The organism is Halopiger xanaduensis SH-6 (assembly GCF_000217715.1).
GTDB classification, from domain to species: Archaea; Halobacteriota; Halobacteria; order Halobacteriales; family Natrialbaceae; genus Halopiger; species Halopiger xanaduensis.
Genome location: NC_015666.1, coordinates 220,925 through 242,593, shown reverse-complemented (window position 1 = coordinate 242,593; position 21,669 = coordinate 220,925). Strand labels below are relative to the sequence as shown.

The following is a 21,669-nucleotide window of genomic DNA, read 5'->3' as shown; positions in this document are numbered from 1 at the left end:
ACTCTACTTCTCGCGGACGTCGACCGTGTGTTCGGCGATGTTGAGATACGTCAGCTGAGGCGGCAGCAGGCTCGGATCCGGATAGATTCCGACGCCCTCGTCCTGGAGTTGGGTATCGTACTCGAAGTCGATACTCCCCTTTCCACCCTGTATTTCGACCGACGAGGCGATTATCGAGCCGAAGAAGTTGGGATTCGAGTGGATGCACACCTGCTTATCACACCCGTTTCGTTCCGTCCAGTCCTCGTTCGTCCCGCCGGCGTAGATGACGCCTTCGAAGCGAGACTTCCCGCCGGGACCGAAGTCGATCTCGGACTCGTCGGACGCGACCAACTGGATCACCGTCGCGTCTTCGTTCGTGTAACAGCCCGCCTCCGTAACGCAGGTGTTGCCGCCGTTTTTAGCGTCGTAGTCGCCGGTAAGGTACACGCTCAGTTCGTGGTCGTTCTCGTGGTCGCTGACCGTGATCGTTTCGTCGTTCGCGTTAATGTCGCCGTCGACGACGAGCGTCGCGTTGCCATCGGAGAGATCGAACTCGAGGTGGCCACTCTCTTCGATCCCGTCTGTGACGTAGATACCGTCCTCGAGGCTATCGTTATGTTCGTCGACCGTGTCGAGGCGCGTAATATCGGTTCCTTCGAAGGTGTCCTTCGGTGCGCGCGTCGCGTTGACCAGCCGATTTACTTCGTCGGTGAGCGGCGGATACGCGACCTTCTGTGTGAGGCTGTCGTCGATTTCCGCCCCGCCCTGCACCTCGAGGTCCGTCGCGTAGATCGCACCGGTTTTGAACGCGTCCGAGACCTCTTGATAGCCGAACTCCGCGGTCACCGTCCCCGTCCGGTCGTCGTGCACTTCGACGTCTCTGACGGTCGTCGCACCGCCCTGCTCTTCGAAGAAGCGCTCCCAGCCGCGGTAGTACTTACTCGTCACTTCGATCGTCACCGTATCGTTTTCGACGAGGCTGCTGCCGCCGAGCGGATCGGTTTCGTAGTGATCCACGACGACGTCCCCGGACCCGAGCCGCGTTTCGTCGCGGACCTCCGTAATCGGGAACGACAAGGTCTCGGATTCGACGTCGTACTCGATCGGTGGCGCGGAGACGATGCGCGTCTGGTTTCCGGTTTCTCTGAAGACGCTACCCGCCTGGTAGGCGATCGTCGTCCCGTCATCGTCTTGGTACTCGATCGCCCCGATCGGGACGCTCTTATTGACGTCACCGCCCGTAATGTTGATGTGGCCAGTATCGGTCATCACGACCGCCCCGTCCTGATCCGTCTCGAGATTTAGCGCTCTCGAGTTGTCGCCGGCAGACGACGCGGTCGCCATCTGTTGGCTCAGTTCGACGAATCCGCTTTCGATCCGCTCGTGTTCGGCTTGTCGTTGCACGCTCGTGAGACTGTCGTCGGCGACGAGAACCATACTGCTGCCGACGACCGCGACCATTCCGATCAGTAATATCAGTCCAAGTAGCGTGGATTCGGCGCGACCTGGTGCATCGGATTTCTCCTCGCGACGCCAACTCATGGCCGTCTCGAGGCAAACGAGTGGGATAATGTCCTCGTCCGATCAAACGCTTCGGAATCGTTTACCACCGTTCACGACGGCTCTGCATTCACGGATGAACGGGAGAAACAATCCGATATGGGATCCGAATCGTACTATCTCCTGCGTGAACTGTTTGAACGGTCTCTCGACGATCGTTAGAAGAGATGAAAGAGTGGTCGACGAACGGGTCTGTCCGAACTGGCGATCGCCGAGCGCTAGGATGAATCGTCGCGTTGAGTAACTAACCTATCGCCCGCATTACCCGCCAATATTCACCGGGTGTTCCCTGACGTTGACGGCGTAATCGTGCGGAGAAGCTGTCGGCTCGTCGACGGACGCAACTTCGAACGTCGTCGGGGACGATGCCGTCACTTTGTCCGCGATTCCCTCGAAGATCTCCTCAAGTTCGTCGTCGTCCTCGGCCGGGTAGTAGTCCCCGTCAGTTTCGTTTGCGATGTCTCCCAACATGTCGCTGTCCGCGTCGTCACTGAGCCCTATCGTGTGAATCGTGACGTTCATGTCCGCGGCGCGTTCGGCCTGATCTAACGTCTGTTGATTGTAGTCGTAGAATTCCCAGTTGTCACATCCAAGCCATCCTCCGTCCGTACAGACCCATTCGGTCGCGGGATCGTTTTGTCCGTCGCTTAATAATATCATGTGCTGTTCGGCGCTCGAGCTGCGGTTTCGCTCGTATTCGTCGAGCGCGATTTCAATCCCCGAGTAGATCCCCGTACCGCCACTCGCGCTCGTCTCAACGCTACTGTTGACCGACGACAGGTCGCTACTGAGGTGGTGTCTCTCGTACCCGTTCTGGTTGAATTCGTACACGCCGGCTTGATCGCTCTGATCGCCTTCCAGTACGCTGCTATCTTCGCCCTGCATGAGGCCGATGAAGTTCTTCGTCGCGTCGACGCGCTGTTCGCTCGGATCGTTATCCCTCATCGAGCCGGATCGGTCGAGAACAAAGGTCACGTCCAGGGGCGAGCGCCGTTCGCCGATTTCGATCGTAACGTCCCTGTTTTCTTCGGGAATCGGTACGTCCGTCCGGAGCGTCTCGTCGAAGTGGATACTCACGTTCTCGCCGATGTCGATCCCTTCACCGGCAACAATCGAACCGTAGACCGCCGTGTCTTTCGCGACCGTGAGCGAGTTGCTCTCCGGCGTGTACATCACGCCCTGGAACACGTTTCGAACGGTGACATCGGCGTCGCTCGATCCGTAGATCCAGAAGTTCTGCGCCTGGTCGCCGTCGACCGTAACACCGTCCGTATCGATATCACCGGAAACGTAGAGGTACGCGCGACCGTCGCCCGTCACATCGACACCGTCGAGTTCGACATTACCATCGACGGCAACGTGGATATCTCCGTTACTCGTATCGAACTCGTCGATGTCGTCACCGTCGATGTCGCTATCTTCGTAATAGAATCCGTCCACGTTCTTGTCCGACTCGCTCTCGAGCTTTTCCGAAGCAATCGGATTCGAATCTTCGTACTCGTCGATCAACCTGATCGCCCGCTCCGTTTGTTGATCAATGTCATCGATCCCGTCGAACGACTCCGACAGTTTCGCGCCGAAGAGTTCCGGAGGCGTCGAATCGGTCACGTTGTATACTTCAGTGCCGTTTATCTCGTCGATCCTCGTTCCGGCAGGATCAGTTGCGAACGCAATGTTAGACGTTTCAGCACCATCTTTGCCGCTAAAGTGACCGTCTACCACAGGTACCCCGGTGATGTTCGCGTCTGATGCCAGTTCGAGCTCGCCATTGGCGACGAGGAGATCCTCCGTGACGTTCCCGCTAACCCAGCCGACGGTCCCGTTGTATCTGTCGACCGTTACCGATTCATCGATCGTCAGATCATCGTCCGCGTAGAGGCCGCCGTATATCGTTGGATCAATACCGACGTGACTCGCAAACGGGTTCTCCCCCTCGATCGGAGCGATAACCGTCACGGTTTCAGTACTTTCATCGTGACAGATAATCGTCTCACTGGGACTACCAGCGACATCGCAATCGCTCCGGCTCGCAGCGTCGAATTCGTCCTCGAGGAACGTCGCCCATCCGTGGTGGTACGCGGATCCGGAGACGGTTACGTTTATGTAGTTCACAAAGCCGATATCGCGACTTAGATCTCCCTCTCCTGAGACCGGTCGACTGGTGACGCGGTTTTCACCGTCGTCTAACTCGCCGCCGAGATTCGTGATATCGAGTTCGACTCGACCTTCGGTTCCATTCGCCGCTTCGTAGTATCGCAAATTCGGTCTCGAAACGAGACGTGCCTCCGATCCCTCCCCTCGCCAGACGCCGCCCGCTTGATGAGCGAACGTGTTGCCGCTTTCGTCCTCGTATTGGAGCGATCCCAGCGGTATTGTCGTGCGGTCGCTCGCGTAATTGTTCACGGCGGTGATCGTTATCTGACTGTCGTTCGTAAGTTCGTATTCGCCGTCGTCTTCCAGATAGACCGATCCACTACTGACGTTATCTCCGGTCGCCGTTTCGATGCCGTTGTCGACCTGCAGCATCATTTGTTCGCCCTGCTCCGCCATCGCCTGCGTTTCAACCGATCCCAGCGCAATCGATCCGACGGCGAAGATGAGGCTCGCACCGATGATGACCATTCCGAATAGGAGTACGATTCCCACTTGCGGACTTACCCCTCGATCCGTTCGCTCGTCGTCCGATAGCCCCTTCCCGAAATTATTCATTCGCTGCCTGCACGCTTCGTATTCATCTTATAAAAATTTGGATGCAGTGTCATGTCATAGCTCCACAATATACCGTATACCAGACCTGTATACTCGTCGAGCGTACCGCCTAAGCGATAGATCGTGCCATTTGAAACGGGTTGTTCGGAGACCGAAGAAAAACACTTGTATACCGGACGAACCCTAGCACACCCAGATGACGCGCACCGCCGAAAAAATCAACGACCTCGTCCGCGAGGACGCCTCGATGGAGGACGCCCTCGAGGCGATCCGCGAGCGGGCCGACGAGAACGGGGGCGAGGTCCACTGGGCCGACGTCAGCGACGAGTTGACGAGCGGACAGTGGGGCCGACTGATCGAGAAAGGAGTGTTAGTCGACGGCGACGAGGGATTCGAGATCGCCGACCGAGACGCCTACGACGAGGCCCTCGACGGTGACGGAACCGAGCCGGGCGCCGACGTCGATGTCGACGCCGAACAGTCCAAGTGGTCACAGTGGGACAAAATGGCCGGCGTCGCGTCGCTGCTGTTGATGTTCGGGTACTGGTTCAACCCCGTTCGGAACACGGTCGGCAGTACGATCGACCTCGTCCTCGCGCCGCTGGACGCCGCGTTGCCGTTCTACGCCGTGATCATGTCCGTCGCGCTGCTGACCGGCCTTTACTCCACGCTGCTGCAGGCCAACCTGATGAACCCCGAAGTGATGGCCAAGTACCAAAAGCGGATGAAGGCCATGCAGGAGAAGATGCAGGACGTTCAGGACCGCAAGCAGGAGGCCGAAGAGCGCGGGGCCAGCGACGCCGAGATCGAACGCCTCGAGAACGAACTCGAGTCGGTCCGCGAGGAGCAGATGGAGGCGATGTCGGACAACCTCGGGATGTTCAAAGAGCAGTTCCGGCCGATGGTCTGGATCATGCTGCTGACGATCCCGCTGTTCCTCTGGATGTACTGGAAGATTCTCGACGGCCACGTTAGCGAAGCCGAGATGACGATGATCATGCCGATCGCCGGCGAGGTGTCGTTCAACGAGTCGCTGCTCGGTCCGATGTGGTCGTGGATCGTCTGGTACTTCCTCTGCTCGATGGGCTTTACCCAGCTGCTTCGCAAGTCGTTGAACATCGACATGACGCCGTCGACGGCCTGATCGGCCGCTCTCGGTCGAAATACTGCTTCGGCCTCATTCAAACTCGTCCGGCTCCGGTCGCTCGAGAGCGTGGGTCGCATTTGATCCCCGCCGCGTCAGTCCACCGCTCGAGGGATTCAAAACCCATTTTACCCGGCACCTCGGAGGTCGAATATGTTGCTCACCGTCTCTGGCCCGCCGGGAAGCGGGAAGAGCACGACCGCGGAGTTGCTCGCCGACGCCTTCGATCTCGACCACGTCAGCGGCGGCGACATCTTCCGCGAACTGGCCGACGAACGCGGCTACACGCCGCTGGAGTTCAACAAACTCGCCGAGGAGAACGACCAGATCGACCGCGACCTCGATCGTCGACTACGGGAGATCGCACGCGAAGAGGATGATCTCGTGCTCGAGTCCCGACTCGCCGGCTGGCTGGCGGCCGAGCAGGCCGACTTCCGATTCTGGCTGGACGCGCCGGTTCACGTTCGCGGCGAGCGAATCGCCGAGCGAGAGGGCAAGGATCCCGAGCGTGCGGCCGAGGAGACGAAGGCCCGCGAGGCAAGCGAGGCCCAGCGCTACGAGGAGTACTACGGCATCGACATCCGGGATCTGACGATCTACGACCTCTCGGTGAACACGGCCCGCTGGGAGCCCGACGCGGTGCTCGACATGCTCGTGACCGCCGTCGGGGAGTACGATCCCGCGGGCGACGAAGGGAAGGCCCACATCGATCTCGAGTACGAGTTCGAATGACCGCGCTACGTGGCCCGCCCGAGGAACGCTCGCCCGCCGAACTGCTTACGTTCGGCGTCGTCAACCTCGACAAGCCGCCGGGGCCGTCCTCCCACCAGGTGAGCGGCTGGCTCCGCGACGCCGTCGCCGACACCCTCGCCGAACGGGGCATTGATGCGACCATCGATCAAGCCGCCCACGCAGGGACGCTCGATCCGAAAGTCACCGGGTGCCTGCCGATCATGCTCGGCGATGCGACCCGCCTCGCGCAGGTCTTCCTCGAGGGGTCGAAGGAGTACGTCGCCGTCCTCGAGTGTCACGGTTCGCTCCCGGCCGACGCCGAGTCGGTCGTCGCGGAGTTCGAGGGGCCGATCTACCAGAAGCCGCCGCGCAAGAGCGCCGTCGCGCGGCGCCTCCGCGTGCGCGAGATTTACGACCTCGAGGTGCTCGAGCGCAACGAGGCCGATCGCCAGCTGTTGCTCCGGATCCGCTGCGAGAGCGGCACCTACGTGCGGAAGCTTTGCCACGACCTCGGGCTGGCGCTCGGCACGGGCGGACACATGGGCCACCTGCGACGGACGGCGACGACGCCGTTCGACGATCGGGATCTGTACTCGGCCTACGAGTTTTTGGACGCGCTGGCGTTCTGGCTCGAGGACGACGATCCCGAACCGCTGTCCGAAATCGTCGATCCCGCCGAACGCATTCTGGAAGACATTCCGAGGGTCGTGATCCCCGAAAGCGCCGCTCGGGAGGTAGCCAACGGCGCACCGGTCTACGAGCCGGGCGTGCTCGAGGTCGACAGTGATGTCGGTGAAGGTGATCTCGTCGCCTGCTACACGCCGAATGGGGCTGCAGTCTGTCTCGGCGAGTTTGTCGCCGACGAGGGACGGGACGTGGCGGTTGATCTCGAGCGCGTGCTCGTGTGAGTCGGTTCCTCGGGGGATTTCTGACTCGATGTTCCCCGAGGGCGGCGAGTGAAACGCGGTCACGAGGCGACGGCGAAACGACACGCTTAAACGACAGACGCACTTCGGATAAGATGCGGGACCGTGGGGTAGTGGTATCCTCTGCGGATGGGGTCCGTAGGACCCGAGTTCAATTCTCGGCGGTCCCACTTCTTATTCCCTCAGTGTTCAACTCTTAGCGGTTTGTACTTGAAATCGCCGAGTAATATCCGGATGGTGTTCATGCAAGAACACTAAATTTAATTTTCAGATGCCGTATCTAATCGAAAAAGAAGACAGTTCAAACTGCTCTCGAGAGACTGATCTGATCGCGTATTCACCAACCGTGTGGCTTCAAACGTGAGTTGTACCTGAGGACCGACTCTCGAGCCACAGACTCAACTGTCGTCATCCGACTCGTCGAGGTCCCTACTATCAACTTGCGAAAACGACGTACTACCGCACTGGCACCCGCCTCGAGAACCGAGTGGAAGGATTCGTCCCGCCTCGGTTTCGGTCGCGGCGTACACGGCCCCACACTCGTCGCAGGCGGCGAGAAAATCGTCCTCCCTCTCCGTCATCGAGTGGTCACGTAGTACTTAATACGAGAACCAAATCATATAGGTCTAGGGTAATCGGAATCGACTTCTTGCGGGCGGTTTGTTCGGGAGCGTTCGTCCGTTCGGAGACGACGCGACAGGTCGAACAAGTAATCGAGCAGAGCCTACGCGTAGAGCAGTTCGTGACTACGCTCGCTCGAGTCGGCGAACGTCCGATCTACCGCCCTAAACCGACGGACTGGTATAAAGATTCAAGCCGATAGTGTCGCGTACAAGTCGGTAGAACTGATGGTCATCCGAGCGCTCGATCCTGGAACGGATACTCGCGGCCGGAGTGGACGGGACGAGCGCGAGCGGCGTCGGACTCGTGTTCAGCCGCCTGTCCCTCGAGAGTCGATCGACACCGGCGGACAACTCGAGATAGCCCTCAGTGCGCGGAGGCACGGGGGATGATCGGCAGACTCGACGACTACCTGTCGCCGGCCGTCACCAGGACGACGCTGTATCACGTCGTTCGGCTCGGATTGCGGATGTACATCGTCTCGTTACTCGTCGCGGGGGGTTACAGTCTCCTCTGGCTCGCCGAGTTCGCCGACGTCATTCCGGAGCGGTTGGTGTCGACGATCTGGATCGCCATCGCCGTCATGGGAACGCTCTTTCTGGTCCTCCTGATTCCGCTCTTTTACGTCTCGCAGTCGAGTGACCGGTGATCGGGTCCAATTCCAGTGCTCGGAAGCGACGTGATTGCAACTATCGGACCCGGTGCTACCGAGCGCTTTATCGCCCTCGACTCACGATACTCCGCCGATGACGGTCGTCCTCGCAGGCATCGGTGCCGACAGCACGAACCTCGGCGCGCTCGGACCGCTGTACGACGACGGCCGGTTCGAGTATATCCCGATCCCCGAGAAGACTCGCGAGACGAGCGAATCCGAGACGCTGGGCTCGTGGGCGCTCCGCGCGAGCGACGATCCCGAGCACCGCGTCGCGGCGGACCTCACGACCCGTATCGAACCCCAACCCGTCCGCGGCGGCGTCGAGACCGTCACCGGCGAGACCCTCGAGTCGTGGCCGTTCCACCGCGATCCCAACTTCGAGGCGCTCACCTACGGCGAACACCGCACCAGCGGCTACGTCACTCGACTGCGAGCCCTCGAGCCGGGTGACGTCGTCGGCTTCTACGCGGGCCTACGGCGGCCGGGCGGCGAGCGCGCCCACCGGTACCTGATCGGCTACTTCACCGTCGACCACGTCGACGTGATCACGCCCGAGACGCCGCCGCCGGAGTGCGAAGCGATCTTTGAGGGCCACCCGGAAAATGCCCACACGAAACGCGCTCGAGACGGGCGGCCGTACCTCGCCGAGAAGACGATCGTCCTCGTCGACGGCCGCGAACCCGGCGGTCTCTTCGATCGGTATCCGATCCGGTTGAGCGAGTACGTCGTGAAGCCGGGCAACGAGCGGCCGCAGTACTACCTCCGCGAAGCGGTCGAGTCCGCCTGGAACGTCGCCGAAGGCGGCGCGAACATGATGTTCAAGCCGGCGTACCGCTGCGGCCTGTCGGGCGAGCGGTTCCGCGAACTGGTCGGGCGGCCGGGTGATCGGTCGGCCGCGGACGCGACGATCGACGCACTACAGTCCTGACGGCGAACAGGGTCCCGTTGCTCGAGACATCAGTCGGTTTCTTGTATCGATGGGTCGAACCGCCGACGAGTGACTGACGACAGTTCCGGTTCCGGTTCCGGATCCGAATCCGAATCTGAATCCCGCTCCCGACACGACCGCATCACCCATCACCGAACGGCGGGTCCGCGCAACTCGCTCGCCTACTGGACCGACGCGAAGCACCCGCTCCGGATCGCGATCAACTACGTCGTCGTCTGGCTCGTCCGAATCTCGCCGAGCCTGCGGCTCAAGCGCTGGCTCATGCGACGCATCGGCGTCACCGTCGGCGACGACGTCTCGTGGGGCCTCGAGGCGACGCCGGACGTCTTCTGGCCCGAGTTGATCACGCTCGAGGATCACGCGATCGTCGGCTACGACGCGACCTTACTCTGTCACGAGTTCTTACAGGACGAGTACCGGACCGGCGAGGTCGTCGTCGGCGAACGGGCGATGATCGGCGCGGGGGCGATCGTCCTTCCGGGCGTCGAAATCGGCGCCGAGGCGCGCGTGGCGGCGAACTCGCTCGTAACGCGGGACGTCGAACCGGGGACGACGGTCGCCGGCGTACCGGCCCGGCCGATGGGAGGGGACGGTCGCGACACGGCTACGGACGATGGCGACGCAGGGACGGCTGACGCCGGCAACGACGAAAACGAAGACGATACGCGGTAACGCGTCGATTCGATAGCGGTCTCGCGTTCGATTCCGGGCCGATCGGATTACAGCGACGACCAGGACTTGCGCGCCTCGTTCCAGGACGTGATGCTCGCGATCCAGCGCGCGGCGATCAGCTTCTTCAGGGTCTGTGCCGGGACGCCGCCGAAAGTGCCGACGGGCAGGGAGATGCCGAAGCCCGGCTTGACCTCGTGGGCGACGGCCTTCTCGCCGACGGAGACGACGGTCCCCTTGTCCTCGTGCTCCCAGGTCTTGAGCGGCCGGTTCTCGATCGCGCGGGCGATATTCTCGCCGGCGACCTCCGCGGCCTGCCAGGCGGCCTGGGCCGTCGGCGGCGCGGGCTGGTCGCCCTGGTCGACGATCGCGGAGTCGCCGATGGCGAAGACGCGCTCGTCGGAAGTCTGGAAGTTCGGCTCGGCGTTGACGCGGTTGTGCTCCTTCTCGAGTTCGGCGTCGTCTAAGGCGTCGCGGCCCGTGATGCCGCCGGTCCAGACGAACACGTCGTACTCGAGGGGGTCGCCCTCGTCGAACTCGATCTGCTCCTCGGTGGCCTCGGTGATCGGATCGTCCGTGTGGATGCGGACGCCGGCGTCCTCGAGCAGGTCGCGCAGGGCCTGCTGGATCTCGGGATCGTTACCGGGGAAGATTTCCTCCAAGGCCTCGACGAGGTGAATGTCGATCGGCGCGCGGTGTTCGTCGCGGAACTCGGCGATCTCGCCGGCGGTCTGGATGCCCGAGAGGCCGGCGCCGCCGATGACGATCTGTGCGGGATCGCCGCGAGTCGCTTCCTGGCTGGCCTCCTGGACGGTCTCGTGAATCTCGAGGGCGTCGTCCAAGCTCTTGAGCGTCAGAGAGTTGTCCTCGAGGCCGGGGATGCCGTAGTAGGCGGTCTGGCTGCCCAGCGCGACGAGGACGTAGTCGTACTCGACGGCCTCGCTGTCGGCGAGTTCGACGACCTGCTCGTCGACGTCGAGGCCGACGACTTCGTCCCGGATGAACCGTGTCGAGGGGTCCGCGATCTCGGTCACGGGGAAGGTGATGTCCGAGCGAACGTCCGGATCCCGGATCACGCGGTGGGCCTCGTGCAGGACGAGGTGGTAGTCGACGTCGGCGATCCACGTTAATCGCGCGTTGCCATCGAGCTCCGACTGGAGTTTGGTGACCGCACCGGCACCGGCGTATCCGGCGCCGAGTACGACGACGTTCTCAGTCATACTAACTAGTTTAAAACCCTACGATACAAAGGTATTGGAACCGTTATACCGTGGTTCACGTTACCATTAGACGATCAGATCCTCGGTTATGCCGATCGAGAACGCCGATCAGAGAATCCGCTTGCCGAACGCGCTCGCCGTGAGCTCGGCCGCGAGCGCCGCCGTTTCGTTGGCCTCGTCGAGGATCGGGTTGACTTCGACGACGTCCATCGAGCGGAGGATTCCGTCGCGATCGTGGCGCCGCGAGACTGCCTCGAGGGCGGCGTGAGCCTCGCGGTAGGTGACGCCGCCGCGGACCGGCGTCCCGACGCCCGGTGCGGCCTTGGGATCGATCATGTCGAGGTCGAGGCTGACGTGGATACCGTCGGTCCCGTCGGTCGCGACCGCGAGCGCGTCCTCGACGACGGCCGTCATGCCGCGCTGGTCGATATCGGACATCGTGAACGCGGTCATCTCGCTCTCGCGGACCAGTTCCCGCTCGCGCTCGTCGATGCTGCGGAGGCCGACGTAGGCGACCGACTCCTCCCGGAGGCGGGGGCTGTGGGCCCAGTCCATGTCCCCGAAGACGCCCCGACCGAGCGCGGCGCCCAGCGGCATCCCGTGGACGTTGCCGCTGGGCGAGGTTTCGGGCGTGTTGAGGTCGGCGTGGGCGTCGAACCAGATCGCGCCGACGTCCGCGTCGCGCGCGGAGCCGTGGAGCGACCCGATCGCGACCGAGTGGTCGCCGCCGAGCACGAGCGGGAACTCGCCGTCGGCCAGCGTCTCCGCGACGCGGTCGGCGAGGCGGGCGTTGACGCTCTCGATCTCCGGGAGGAACTTGGCGTTCTCGACGCCCGCGCTCTCCCCGCCGGTCGATTCGAGTCCGGTTGCGTCGTCCGCATCGGGGTCGATCTCCTCCGCTCGCGGCATCGAGAGGTCCCCGTCGTCGACCGGGGCGACGCTCGCGCGCTCGAGTTCGTCGGCGAGGCCGGCGTACCGGATCGCCGAGGGTCCCATGTCGACGCCGCGGCGGTTGGCCCCGTAGTCCATCGGCGCGCCGATGATCCGAACGGTCGCGTTCGTGTTCATGCGCGAGCGTACGCCGGGCATCGGTTTGGTCGTGACGATCCCCTGCGCTCCCGACCTTCGAGCAGTCGACTCGTCACCCGACCGATCTCGCTGGCGGTAGATTTAGGGGTAGACGGGGCTAAATCTCGAGCATGATGCTGAGCGACGTGATGGAAGACTACCTCAAGGTCATCTACCAGCTCCAGCGGTCGACCGACGACCGCATCAAGACCTCCGAGATCGCCGCGGAGCTGGACGTCACGTCGCCGACGGTCACCAGCATGCTCGACAAACTCGAGGACCGCGGGCTGGTCGACCGGGAGAAGTACCGCGGGGTCACGCTCACAGACGAGGGCGAGACCGTCGCCCTCGAGGTCGTCCGCCACCACCGGCTGCTCGAGGCCTACCTCACCGAACATCTGGACTACGACTGGTCGGAGGTCCACGACGAGGCCGACCGGCTCGAACACCACATCAGCGAGAACTTCGAGGCCCGCGTCGCCGACGCGCTCGGCGAGCCGGAGGTCGACCCGCACGGCTCGCCGATCCCCGGCGCCGACCTCGAACCGCCGGAACGCCCCGAAGGGAAGACCGTCTCGGAGTTTGCGGAGGGCGAAACCGTCGTCGTCGAGGAGGTCGCCGACCGCGATCCCGAAGTGCTCTCCTATCTGGCCGACCACGGCGTCGAACCCGGCGTCGAACTCGAGATCGTCGAAGTCGCCCCCTTCGGGATGGTGACCGCCCGCTCGAGCGCCCACGACGAGCCGGTCTCGCTGCCGGAGACGGTCGCACGCCACGTCCGCGTTTCCTCGCCGACGAAAGTCGAACAGTAGTAAGTAGTACGGTCGTTCGGCGCGCACGACCGGGAACGCGGGATCGCGCGGGTCCTCCCGTACCCGGAACCGAAGAGAAACGCCTTACTGTCCCCGCTGCCGATACCGAAATCCCGAAGCACAACCGACGTCACCCGTCGGGTTTAAGGAAATCAACTACGAACAATTCACCATGTCATCAATTGAACTAACTCCGAGTCAGAAGAAGATCCTCCGCGCGCTCACGAACCTCCACAAGGAGTCCGAGGACGCGATCAAGGGGGAGGACATCGCCGAGCAGGTAGACCGCAACCCGGGTACCATCCGAAATCAGATGCAGAGCCTCAAGGCCCTTCAACTGGTCGAGGGTGTACCTGGTCCGAAAGGTGGCTACAAGCCGACCGCCGCGGCCTACGAGGCCCTCGAGATCCAGCAGATGGACGACCCGGCCTCCGTCCCGCTCGAACACGAGGGCGAACCGGTCGAGGACGTCATCGTCGAGGAGATCGACCTCTCGAGCGTCCACCACCCCGAACTCTGCCGCGCGGAGATCCACATGCAGGGCTCGATCGACGGCATCTCGGAGGACGACGCCGTCACCGTCGGCCCGACGCCGCTCTCGAAGCTCGTCATCGACGGGCGCGTCGACGGCAAGGACGACACGAACAACATCCTCATCCTCCGGATCGAGGACATGACCGCCCCGGGCGAGGAGCCGGCACACTGATCCCCGTCCGCCCTCGGTCTCCGACAGCCGATACCGGCGCCGACCGCAACCGGTCAGCCGGACTCTAGATCCGTCTCTCCAGCTTTCTCGTCTCCACGTCTGCAATCTCGTTACCGTTCAATCAGACGAGCGCTCATCCCGATTTCGTCGCGCACAGAAAAGGACGGGACGCAACCGCTCGAGCAACTCGTTCGATTCTGAGCGGTGAAATAGAACCCAATTCACAACAGTTCGTGGCTCGCCGTTAGAGCCGACCCCTCTCGAGGTAGTGTCGCGAGCTCTCGACGGCCGATTAGTCGTCGGCCGCGTCGACGTCGGATTCGATCGACTCGACGGGGACAACGTCGACGCTCGCGACCGCGTCGTCGCCTTCGACTTCCATCACGATCACGCCCATCGTGTTGCGGCCGACGGTCGACACTTCGTCGACGCGCGTGCGGACGATCTGGCCGTCCTCGCTCATCAACACGAGCTGGTCGTCGTCGTCGACGGCTTTGACCGCCGTCACGGGACCGTTCCGGTCGCCGGTCTTGATGTCGATCAGCCCCTTGCCGTACCGGGACTGGCGGCTGTACTCGGAGAGACGCGTCCGCTTCCCGTACCCGTTTCGGGTGACGGTCAGCAGGGCCTTGTCGTCGGCCTCGTCGGTCGCGACCAACCCGGCGACCGCGTCGTCGTCCTGCAGTTTGATGCCGTTGACGCCGCGGGCGTTGCGGCCCATCGCGCGCACCTCGTCCTCGTCGAAGCGGATCGTCATGCCGCCCTCGGTGGCGATCACGAGGTCCTTCGTGCCGTCCGTCACTTCGACGTCGACGAGTTCGTCGCCCTCCTCTAGGTCGGAGGCGATGATACCGGTCGAGCGGATGTTGTCGAACTCCTCGCCGTCGGTCCGCTTGACGTAGCCGTTGCGCGTGACCATCGTCACGCACTCGTCGTCGGCCAGCGCGTCGGTGTCGACGATGGCGGTGATGTCCTCGCCGTCGTCGAGATCGAGGATGTTGACGGCCGATTTCCCGCGGGCCGTCCGCCCCATCTCGGGGATCTCGTAGGTCTTGAGCTGGTAGACTTTGCCCTGATTCGTGAAGCAGAGCAGGTAGTCGTGGGTGTTCGCCCGGAAGACGGTGGCGACGCGGTCGCCCTCCTTGACGTCCGCGCCGATGATGCCTTTGCCGCCTCGACCCTGGGGGTCGAAGTCCTCGATGGGCATCCGCTTGACGTAGTCGTCCTCGGTCATGACGACGAAGACCTCCTCCTCGGGGATGAGATCCTCGTGGGTGACCGTCCCTTGGTCCTCGATGATCGAGGTCCGGCGGTCGTCGCCGTACTCCTCCTTCACTTCGCGGAGTTCGTCCTTGATGACCTCGAGCAGTTTTTGTTCGCTCTCGAGGATGGCGGTCAGGCGCTCGATTTCGGCTTGGACCTCCTCGTACTCGTCCTCGATCTCGGCGGCCTCCATGGAGGTGAGGCTGCCGAGTTGCATCCGGACGATGTGGTCGGCTTGGTCCTGCGAGAAGCCGTAGGCGTCCTGGAGGTTCTCCTTCGCGTCCGAGCGGGTCTCGCTGTCGCGGATCAGCTCGACCACGTCCTCGGCGTTCTCGACGGCCTTCAGCCGGCCTTCGAGGATGTGCGCGCGGTCCTCGGCTTCCTCGAGGTCGTACTCGCTGCGCCGGCGCACCACTTCGCGGCGGTGGGCGACGTACTCCTCGAGCGTTTCCTTCAGCGAGAGGACCTGGGGCTGACCGTCGACCAGCGCGAGGTTGATGACGCCGAAGGTCTTCTCTAAGTGGTTCTCGAGCAGTTTGTTCTTGACGACCTCGCTGTTGGCGCCGCGCTTGAGTTCGATGACGACGCGGACGCCGTCGCGGTCGGACTCGTCGCGCAGGTCGGAGATGCCCTCGATTTCGCCTTCGTTGACGTCCTCGGCGATGCGCTCGACGAGGCGGGCCTTGTTGGACTGGAAGGGCAGTTCCGTGACGACGATCCGCTCGCGGTTGTTCTTCCACTCCTCGACCTCGAACTCGGCGCGCACGCGGAGGCGCCCGCGGCCGGTCTTGTAGGCCGAATAGATGGCGTCGCGGCCGACGATGTTCGCGCCCGTCGGGAAGTCAGGACCCTTGACGTGCTCCATCAGGTCCTCGACGGTCGCGTCGGGGTTGTCGATCAGTTCGATCGTCGCGTCGATCACTTCCCCGAGGTTGTGCGGCGGGATGTTCGTCGACATCCCGACTGCGATCCCCGAGGAGCCGTTCACGAGGAGGTTCGGGAACGCCGCCGGGAGCACGTCGGGCTCCTGCAGGCGGTCATCGTAGTTCGCCGAGAAGTCGACGGTGTCCTTCTCGATGTCCTCGAGGAGTTCCTCGGAGATGGGCGACATCCGGGCCTCCGTGTACCGCTGCGCGGCGGCCGGGTCGCCGTCCATCGAGCCGAAGTTCCCCTGACCGTCCACCAGCGGATAGCGCATCGAGAAGTCCTGGGCCATCCGGACCAGGGTGTCGTAGATCGCGCTGTCGCCGTGGGGGTGGTAGTCACCCATCGTCTCCCCGACGATCGAGGACGACTTGCGGTGGGAAGAGCCGCTCGAGACGCCCATCTCGTGCATCGCGTACAGGATGCGGCGGTGGACGGGTTTGAGGCCGTCCTCGACCCGGGGGAGCGCACGACCCGCGATGACGGACATCGCGTAGTCGATGTAGCTCTGCTCCATCTCGTCCTCGATGCGGACGTTCTCTACGGCCCGTGCCTCTACGTCAGTCGGATCGGGTACGTCTGAACTCATGTGGACATCACCTCAGCTACCGCGGCTATATGTCGATCCACTCTGCCTCCGGTGCGTTTTCCTTGATAAACTGTTTCCGCGGTTCGACGGCATCGCCCATCAGCACCGAGAACATCTTGTCCGCCGCGGCCGCGTCCTCGACGGTGATCTGCTTTAAGATGCGGTTGCTGGGATCCATCGTCGTATCCCAGAGCTGCTGGGGGTTCATCTCGCCCAGGCCCTTGAACCGCTGAACCTGCGACGGCGAGCCGTCGCACTTCTCCTCGATGATCTCGTCGCGCTCCTGGTCCGTCATCGCGTCGTAGGTCTCGCCGCGATAGCGGATGCGGTACAGCGGCGGCTGGGTCGCGTAGACGTAGCCGCCCTCCAGCAGCGGTCGCATGTGTCGGTAGAAGAACGTGAGCAGGAGCGTCCGGATGTGAGCGCCGTCGACGTCGGCGTCGGTCGCCATGATGACCTTCTTGTAGCGGACGTCCTCGAGGTCGAACTCGTCGCCGACGCCGGCGCCGATCGCCGTGATGATGTTGCGGATCTGGTCGTTCTCGAGCACCCGGTCGAGCCGGTGTTTCTCGACGTTCAGGACCTTTCCGCGGATCGGGAGGACGGCCTGGAACTCGGGGTTGCGGGCCTGCTTCGCGCTGCCGCCCGCGGAGTCGCCCTCCGCGATGAACAGTTCGGCCTCGTCGGGATCTTTGGTCTGACAGTCCGCGAGTTTGCCGGGCAGCGACGTCGACTCGAGGGCCGACTTCCGGCGCGTGAGCTCCTCGGCCTTCTGGGCTGCCATCCGTGCTTTCGCGGCCTCGACCGCCTTGTTGATGATTGCCTCGGCGGTGTCGGGGTTCTCCTCGAAGTAGGTGCCGAGGCCCTCGTGCATCGCGCTCTCGACGATGCCCCGCACTTCCGAGTTGCCGAGCTTGGTCTTCGTCTGGCCCTCGAACTGCGGGTCGGGGTGTTTGACCGAGATAACCGCGGTCAGCCCCTCGCGGATGTCCTCGCCCTTGAGGTTGTTGTCGAGGTCCGAGAGCATGCTGTTCTCGTTGGCGTAGTCGTTGACCGTCCGGGTCAGAGCGGTCTTGAACCCGGTGAGGTGGGTGCCGCCCTCGCGGGTGTTGATGTTGTTCGCGAAGGCGTGGATCGAGCCCTGCAGCTCCTCGGTGGCTTGCATCGCCACCTCGACCTGGATATTCTGCTCCTCGTCCTCGAAGTAGATGACGTCGTCGTGCATCGCCGAGCGCGTCTCGTTGAGATACTCGACGAATTCGCGGATGCCGCCCTCGTACTCGTACGTTTCCTCGACGGGACCCTCCTCGTCGGCGTCGCCGGCGTCCTCGCGCTCGTCGCGCAGCGTGATGCGGACCCCGGAGTTGAGGAAGGCCAGTTCGCGAAGCCGGTTCGCGAGCGTCGAGAACGAGAACTCGCCGGCCTCGAAGATGCCGGTGTCGGGCCAGAAGCGGACCTCGGTGCCGGTCTCCTCGTCCGGCTCCATGTCGCGGACGCGCTCCATGTCGCCGACCGGTTCGCCCTGCTCGAAGGCGTGGCGGAAGACGCCGCCGTCGCGCTTGACCTCGGCCTCGAGGCGCTCCGAGAGGGCGTTGACCACGGAGACGCCGACGCCGTGGAGGCCGCCGGAGACCTGGTAGGACTTGTTGTCGAACTTGCCGCCCGCGTGGAGGACAGTCAGGATGACCTCGAGGGCGGGGCGATCGTACTCGTCGTGCGTGTCGACGGGGATGCCGCGGCCGTCGTCCGCGACGCTCACCGAGCCGTCCTCGTGGATGGAGACGGTGATGTCGTCGCAGTAGCCGGCCAGCGCCTCGTCGATCGAGTTGTCCACCACTTCGTAGACGAGGTGGTGGAGTCCTCGAGAGTCTGTAGAACCGATGTACATCGCCGGCCGTTTCCGCACGGCTTCCAGGCCCTCTAAGACCTGGATTTGTCCGGCGCCGTACTCGCTTTCCTGGGACATGAGAAACCTGCTTTCGGGTAGTGGCTACCCACTAATAAAGCTCACGTACGCGCTCGCGCGCGAAACGCGAGAGCGGCATAATGGCTGCCCCGGATTTTGCAGGCTCTTCGAATCCGTTTCATCGACCGTCCGTTCCATCCCGATCCGCCCGTCACGCGCCGACTTCGCTTCCGCTCTTTCCCTCGACTACGACGGCCAACTGCTCGCGGTCGGTGACGGGTCAAAGAACAACTCCGCGTGCGGACCTGATCGCAACCCGTCCCCGGTAATCGGGTGATACGCGATCCCTGTCTCGGCCGGTGTACCGTCGCGCTCGCGCTGCACCGTCCGGTCTCGAGCCCGTAACGAACCGCTTACAGCGACGTCGCGATCCGGAACAGGTAATCAGTCGTAATAGTACGACTGTCAGATGCACTCGAAAATTTATTTCTACATATGACATTTCAAGCTCGTTGCTCAAACGGATTCAGCCCGTGTACTCGATTGCACAATACAGTCCACCAGGACGCTAAGACCTTCCGGCCGGATGCGCTCGAGGGCGGCCACGAATCGGGCCGCGGACCGCGCGGCGGCCTCGAGTTCGCATGGCGTCCGGTCGGACGGGTTACACGGTTTTCGGGTGAGTCCCCACGCATGTCAGAAACCAGTACGGCGGTCGACGTTCCCATCAGTATCGCGAAAGAAACCATTCATCAATACGGGCTCGGCCTCCTCTTCGCGGCGAACATTTTCGGGGCCGGGTCCGTCTACATCCTGACTGAAGCCGGGATGGTGTTCGGGTTCGGCCTCCTGTGGGTGTTGCCCCTCGCCCTGGGCGTCGGCCTCGCGATGCACGAGATGTCGGCGCGGCTGGCGGCGAAGAACGAACCGTTGATGGATTACATCGCGGACGTCATCGGTGACCGTGCGGCCAGACCGTTCGCGATGGGTATCTCCTTCATCATGCAGTTCTGGAGCGTCGCTAACTACGCGCTCGCCGGCGCCGCGCTCGTCTACCTCACGCCGCTGTCGAACCTGTACGTGGGGATCATCATCGCTGCGGGATTAGGAATCGCGCTCGTCGAACTGCGCGTCTACAGCCGCGTCGAGGGCGTCATCGCAGCGCTCGTGCTGGCGATTTTCGGCTCGTATCTGGTCATCGTCGCCAACCTCGAGCCGCCGATGGGGGCCGTCGCGAGCGGGTTCGTTCCCGGCATCGTCAACGAGTTCGAGTACATCACGATGATCATCGCCCTGCTGGGGACGACCGTTTACTACCCGAACTTCTTCATCCAGACGAGCATGAATCAGGAGAAGGATTGGGACGTCGTCTCCCGCTACCGCCGGGATCACACCGTCGGGCTGGCGGCGGTCGTCCTTCTGAGCGCGACGGTGATCGTCGCGGCCGCAATCGCCGTTCCCGACGGCGACCTAACGCTGACGGCGCCCGCCGAACCGCTGACCGACATGATCGGCCCGTGGGTGCTCGGCGTGTTCATGCTCGCGGTCGGCGCGGCCTCGTTCAGCAGCGCGACCGGGACGCTGTTCGCCGCCGGGTTCATGGTGCCCCAGTCGTACGGCATCACGACCCGGTTCGGCGACATGCACTTCCGCCGCACCGTCCACTTCCTGATCGCGCTCTCGGTGGCGCTCGCGATCCCGATCCTCGCGTACACCGGGTTCACGCCGGTCAGCCTCGCGCTCATGATGCCCGCGGTCAACGGTGTCGTCGGCCTCCCGATCACGGCGCTGGCGCTGTACGGCGCGGTGCACCGGTACTACGACCCGTCTCGAGCCGCGCAGGCGGTCTTCCTGACGGCCGTCGTCCTGATGTTCCTCACTTCGATCTTCACCGCGGAATCGCTCGTCCGGTCGATCGTGCAACTCGTCTAACGCCCGTTCGGGCGGCCCGTTTTCGGATCGGTTGCTCTGCCGTGCCGATCGTATCAGTGGGGTAATCTGTCGCCGGGACGAAGGCGAAGACATGTCGGACACCGCCAGACCGACCAATTGGATCGTCGATAAGCCCGGACTGACCGCGCTCGGACTGGTGAGCGCCCTCCTCGCACTGTTCGTGCTCGTGCCGTACCTGCAGTTCGTCCTGTTCGGCGTCGTCCTCGCGTACATCCTGTTTCCCGTCCAGCGACGCCTCGAGCGGTACGTCAGACCGACGATCGCCGCGGGCGCCGTCGTCGTCGGAACGCTGCTGGCCGTCCTGTTGCCGCTCGTCTACGTGCTCACGATCGCCGTTCGCCAGTCGCTCGACGTCGCCCGGTCCCTCAGAAGGGGCGACCTCAACGTCGCGGAGATCGAAGCACTTCTCGAGGCCAACGGCGTCGCCGTCGATCTCGCCGCGCTGTACGAAGCGAATCAGGATCGGATCGCGACGGCCGTCCAGGAAGTCACGATGAGCGTGATGGGGTTCGTCGGGAATCTCCCGGGCCTCTTTATCGGCCTCACCGTTACGCTGTTCATCCTCTTCGCCCTGCTGCGGGACGGGGAGCGACTCGTCGCGTGGGTGCAGTGGGTGTTGCCGGTCGACGACGAGGTGCTGGCGGACCTCCGCGGCGGACTGGACGAACTCATGTGGGCCTCGGTCGTGGGGAACGTCGCCGTCGCGGCGGTTCAGGCGGTGATGCTCGGCGTCGGGTTGGCGGTCGCCGGCGTCCCCGCCGTCGTCTTCCTCACGGTCGCGACGTTCGTCCTGACGCTGCTGCCGCTGGTCGGCGCGTTCGGCGTCTGGCTTCCGGTCGCGGGGTACCTCGTCGCGGTCGGCCGGCCGACCGCCGGCGCGGCCGTCGTCGTGTACGGGCTACTCGTCACGTTCTCCGACACGTACCTGCGGCCCGCGTTGATCGGCCAGACCGAAGCGTTCAACGCCGCGACCGTCGTCGTCGGCATCTTCGGCGGACTCGTCGCGTTCGGTGCGGTCGGGCTGTTCATCGGCCCCGTCGTCCTCGGGGGGTCGAAACTCGCACTCGACTGTTTCGCCCGCGGCCACGCCGGGACGCCGCCCGACGGAGCGCCGCCCGACGGATCGGCAGGCGAAACCGACGCGACCGAGTCGGGCGCCGCCCGAGAACCGACCGACGCGGACGATACTGACGCCGACGAGTAACCGTTCGCCGTACCGGCTGCCTCGCTACCCGTCCGCGGTCGCTGTCCCTCGAAACCAGAAGAGTCACGGGAGCAGCC

The 21,669-nt window shown here is 63.5% G+C and carries 16 protein-coding genes, 1 tRNA gene and 1 pseudogene; 11 read left to right on the top strand and 7 right to left on the bottom strand.

Annotated features, from left to right (window positions below; genetic code table 11):
• Window positions 1-3: 3 nt before the first annotated feature.
• From HALXA_RS01205 to HALXA_RS22910, 3 genes and pseudogenes are all read right to left on the bottom strand, one after another.
• Window positions 4-1,524, bottom strand: a complete 1,521-nt coding sequence (locus HALXA_RS01205; RefSeq protein ID WP_013878470.1) for a DUF7289 family protein — start codon at window positions 1,522-1,524, stop codon at window positions 4-6.
• Window positions 1,525-1,803: 279 nt separating this feature from the next.
• Window positions 1,804-3,498: a vWA domain-containing protein gene (locus HALXA_RS01200; protein WP_171814654.1), complete on the bottom strand. Its 1,695-nt coding sequence runs from the start codon at window positions 3,496-3,498 to the stop codon at window positions 1,804-1,806.
• 51 nt (window positions 3,499-3,549) lie between these two features.
• A pseudogene (locus HALXA_RS22910) lies at window positions 3,550-4,164 on the bottom strand (DUF7289 family protein); the annotation flags it as partial.
• A gap of 283 nt (window positions 4,165-4,447) precedes the next feature.
• On the opposite strand from HALXA_RS22910, the gene HALXA_RS01195 reads away from it, so the two are divergent.
• The 7 genes from HALXA_RS01195 (at window position 4,448) to HALXA_RS01165 (ending at window position 9,950) form a co-directional block, all read left to right on the top strand.
• Complete coding sequence (locus HALXA_RS01195) at window positions 4,448-5,395, top strand: DUF106 domain-containing protein (protein ID WP_013878468.1); 948 nt, start codon at window positions 4,448-4,450, stop codon at window positions 5,393-5,395.
• 153 nt (window positions 5,396-5,548) lie between these two features.
• Window positions 5,549-6,127, top strand: a complete 579-nt coding sequence (gene cmk, locus HALXA_RS01190) for a (d)CMP kinase (RefSeq protein WP_013878467.1) — start codon at window positions 5,549-5,551, stop codon at window positions 6,125-6,127.
• On the top strand, window positions 6,124-7,035 hold the full coding sequence (locus tag HALXA_RS01185) for an RNA-guided pseudouridylation complex pseudouridine synthase subunit Cbf5 (protein ID WP_013878466.1): 912 nt from the start codon (window positions 6,124-6,126) through the stop codon (window positions 7,033-7,035). The genes cmk and HALXA_RS01185 overlap by 4 nt, the downstream gene beginning before the upstream one ends.
• A gap of 117 nt (window positions 7,036-7,152) precedes the next feature.
• Window positions 7,153-7,223: transfer RNA gene (locus tag HALXA_RS01180), tRNA-Pro, on the top strand.
• Window positions 7,224-8,062: 839 nt separating this feature from the next.
• Window positions 8,063-8,323 carry a hypothetical protein gene (locus HALXA_RS01175; protein WP_013878464.1) on the top strand — a complete coding sequence of 87 codons (261 nt, stop codon included), beginning with the start codon at window positions 8,063-8,065 and terminating at the stop codon, window positions 8,321-8,323.
• A gap of 97 nt (window positions 8,324-8,420) precedes the next feature.
• Window positions 8,421-9,257: an Nmad3 family putative nucleotide modification protein gene (locus tag HALXA_RS01170; RefSeq protein ID WP_013878463.1), complete on the top strand. Its 837-nt coding sequence runs from the start codon at window positions 8,421-8,423 to the stop codon at window positions 9,255-9,257.
• A gap of 69 nt (window positions 9,258-9,326) precedes the next feature.
• On the top strand, window positions 9,327-9,950 hold the full coding sequence (locus tag HALXA_RS01165; RefSeq protein ID WP_013878462.1) for an acyltransferase: 624 nt from the start codon (window positions 9,327-9,329) through the stop codon (window positions 9,948-9,950).
• Window positions 9,951-9,997: 47 nt separating this feature from the next.
• Here HALXA_RS01165 and HALXA_RS01160 read toward each other — a convergent pair whose 3' ends face one another.
• On the bottom strand, window positions 9,998-11,167 hold the full coding sequence (locus HALXA_RS01160) for an NAD(P)/FAD-dependent oxidoreductase (RefSeq protein ID WP_013878461.1): 1,170 nt from the start codon (window positions 11,165-11,167) through the stop codon (window positions 9,998-10,000).
• Window positions 11,168-11,275: 108 nt separating this feature from the next.
• Window positions 11,276-12,235: an arginase gene (gene rocF, locus HALXA_RS01155; protein ID WP_013878460.1), complete on the bottom strand. Its 960-nt coding sequence runs from the start codon at window positions 12,233-12,235 to the stop codon at window positions 11,276-11,278.
• A gap of 131 nt (window positions 12,236-12,366) precedes the next feature.
• Between rocF and HALXA_RS01150 the strand changes: the two genes are divergently transcribed.
• Together HALXA_RS01150 and HALXA_RS01145 are read left to right on the top strand one after the other, a co-directional pair.
• On the top strand, window positions 12,367-13,047 hold the full coding sequence (locus tag HALXA_RS01150) for a metal-dependent transcriptional regulator (RefSeq protein ID WP_013878459.1): 681 nt from the start codon (window positions 12,367-12,369) through the stop codon (window positions 13,045-13,047).
• 172 nt (window positions 13,048-13,219) lie between these two features.
• Complete coding sequence (locus tag HALXA_RS01145) at window positions 13,220-13,753, top strand: Rrf2 family transcriptional regulator (RefSeq protein ID WP_013878458.1); 534 nt, start codon at window positions 13,220-13,222, stop codon at window positions 13,751-13,753.
• Window positions 13,754-14,045: 292 nt separating this feature from the next.
• Here HALXA_RS01145 and gyrA read toward each other — a convergent pair whose 3' ends face one another.
• Window positions 14,046-16,529, bottom strand: a complete 2,484-nt coding sequence (gyrA, locus tag HALXA_RS01140) for a DNA gyrase subunit A (RefSeq protein WP_013878457.1) — start codon at window positions 16,527-16,529, stop codon at window positions 14,046-14,048.
• A 25-nt stretch (window positions 16,530-16,554) separates the two neighbouring features.
• Complete coding sequence (gyrB, locus tag HALXA_RS01135) at window positions 16,555-18,495, bottom strand: DNA topoisomerase (ATP-hydrolyzing) subunit B (RefSeq protein ID WP_013878456.1); 1,941 nt, start codon at window positions 18,493-18,495, stop codon at window positions 16,555-16,557.
• Window positions 18,496-19,128: 633 nt separating this feature from the next.
• On the opposite strand from gyrB, the gene HALXA_RS01130 reads away from it, so the two are divergent.
• Both HALXA_RS01130 and HALXA_RS01125 read left to right on the top strand, forming a co-directional pair.
• Window positions 19,129-20,367 carry an NRAMP family divalent metal transporter gene (locus tag HALXA_RS01130; RefSeq protein ID WP_013878455.1) on the top strand — a complete coding sequence of 413 codons (1,239 nt, stop codon included), beginning with the start codon at window positions 19,129-19,131 and terminating at the stop codon, window positions 20,365-20,367.
• 91 nt (window positions 20,368-20,458) lie between these two features.
• Window positions 20,459-21,592, top strand: a complete 1,134-nt coding sequence (locus HALXA_RS01125; RefSeq protein ID WP_013878454.1) for an AI-2E family transporter — start codon at window positions 20,459-20,461, stop codon at window positions 21,590-21,592.
• Window positions 21,593-21,669 lie beyond the last annotated feature (77 nt).

Coding starts and splice junctions, on each gene's coding strand:
- HALXA_RS01185 (WP_013878466.1), top strand. CDS start 6,124: ATGACCGCGCTACGTGGCCCGCCCGAGGAACGCTCGCCCGCCGAACTG.
- HALXA_RS01160 (WP_013878461.1), bottom strand. CDS start 11,167: ATGACTGAGAACGTCGTCGTACTCGGCGCCGGATACGCCGGTGCCGGT.
- HALXA_RS01125 (WP_013878454.1), top strand. CDS start 20,459: ATGTCGGACACCGCCAGACCGACCAATTGGATCGTCGATAAGCCCGGA.
- HALXA_RS01175 (WP_013878464.1), top strand. CDS start 8,063: ATGATCGGCAGACTCGACGACTACCTGTCGCCGGCCGTCACCAGGACG.
- gyrB (WP_013878456.1), bottom strand. CDS start 18,495: ATGTCCCAGGAAAGCGAGTACGGCGCCGGACAAATCCAGGTCTTAGAG.
- gyrA (WP_013878457.1), bottom strand. CDS start 16,529: ATGAGTTCAGACGTACCCGATCCGACTGACGTAGAGGCACGGGCCGTA.
- cmk (WP_013878467.1), top strand. CDS start 5,549: ATGTTGCTCACCGTCTCTGGCCCGCCGGGAAGCGGGAAGAGCACGACC.
- HALXA_RS01145 (WP_013878458.1), top strand. CDS start 13,220: ATGTCATCAATTGAACTAACTCCGAGTCAGAAGAAGATCCTCCGCGCG.
- HALXA_RS01150 (WP_013878459.1), top strand. CDS start 12,367: ATGATGCTGAGCGACGTGATGGAAGACTACCTCAAGGTCATCTACCAG.
- HALXA_RS01205 (WP_013878470.1), bottom strand. CDS start 1,524: ATGAGTTGGCGTCGCGAGGAGAAATCCGATGCACCAGGTCGCGCCGAA.
- HALXA_RS01170 (WP_013878463.1), top strand. CDS start 8,421: ATGACGGTCGTCCTCGCAGGCATCGGTGCCGACAGCACGAACCTCGGC.
- HALXA_RS01195 (WP_013878468.1), top strand. CDS start 4,448: ATGACGCGCACCGCCGAAAAAATCAACGACCTCGTCCGCGAGGACGCC.
- rocF (WP_013878460.1), bottom strand. CDS start 12,235: ATGAACACGAACGCGACCGTTCGGATCATCGGCGCGCCGATGGACTAC.
- HALXA_RS01130 (WP_013878455.1), top strand. CDS start 19,129: ATGTCAGAAACCAGTACGGCGGTCGACGTTCCCATCAGTATCGCGAAA.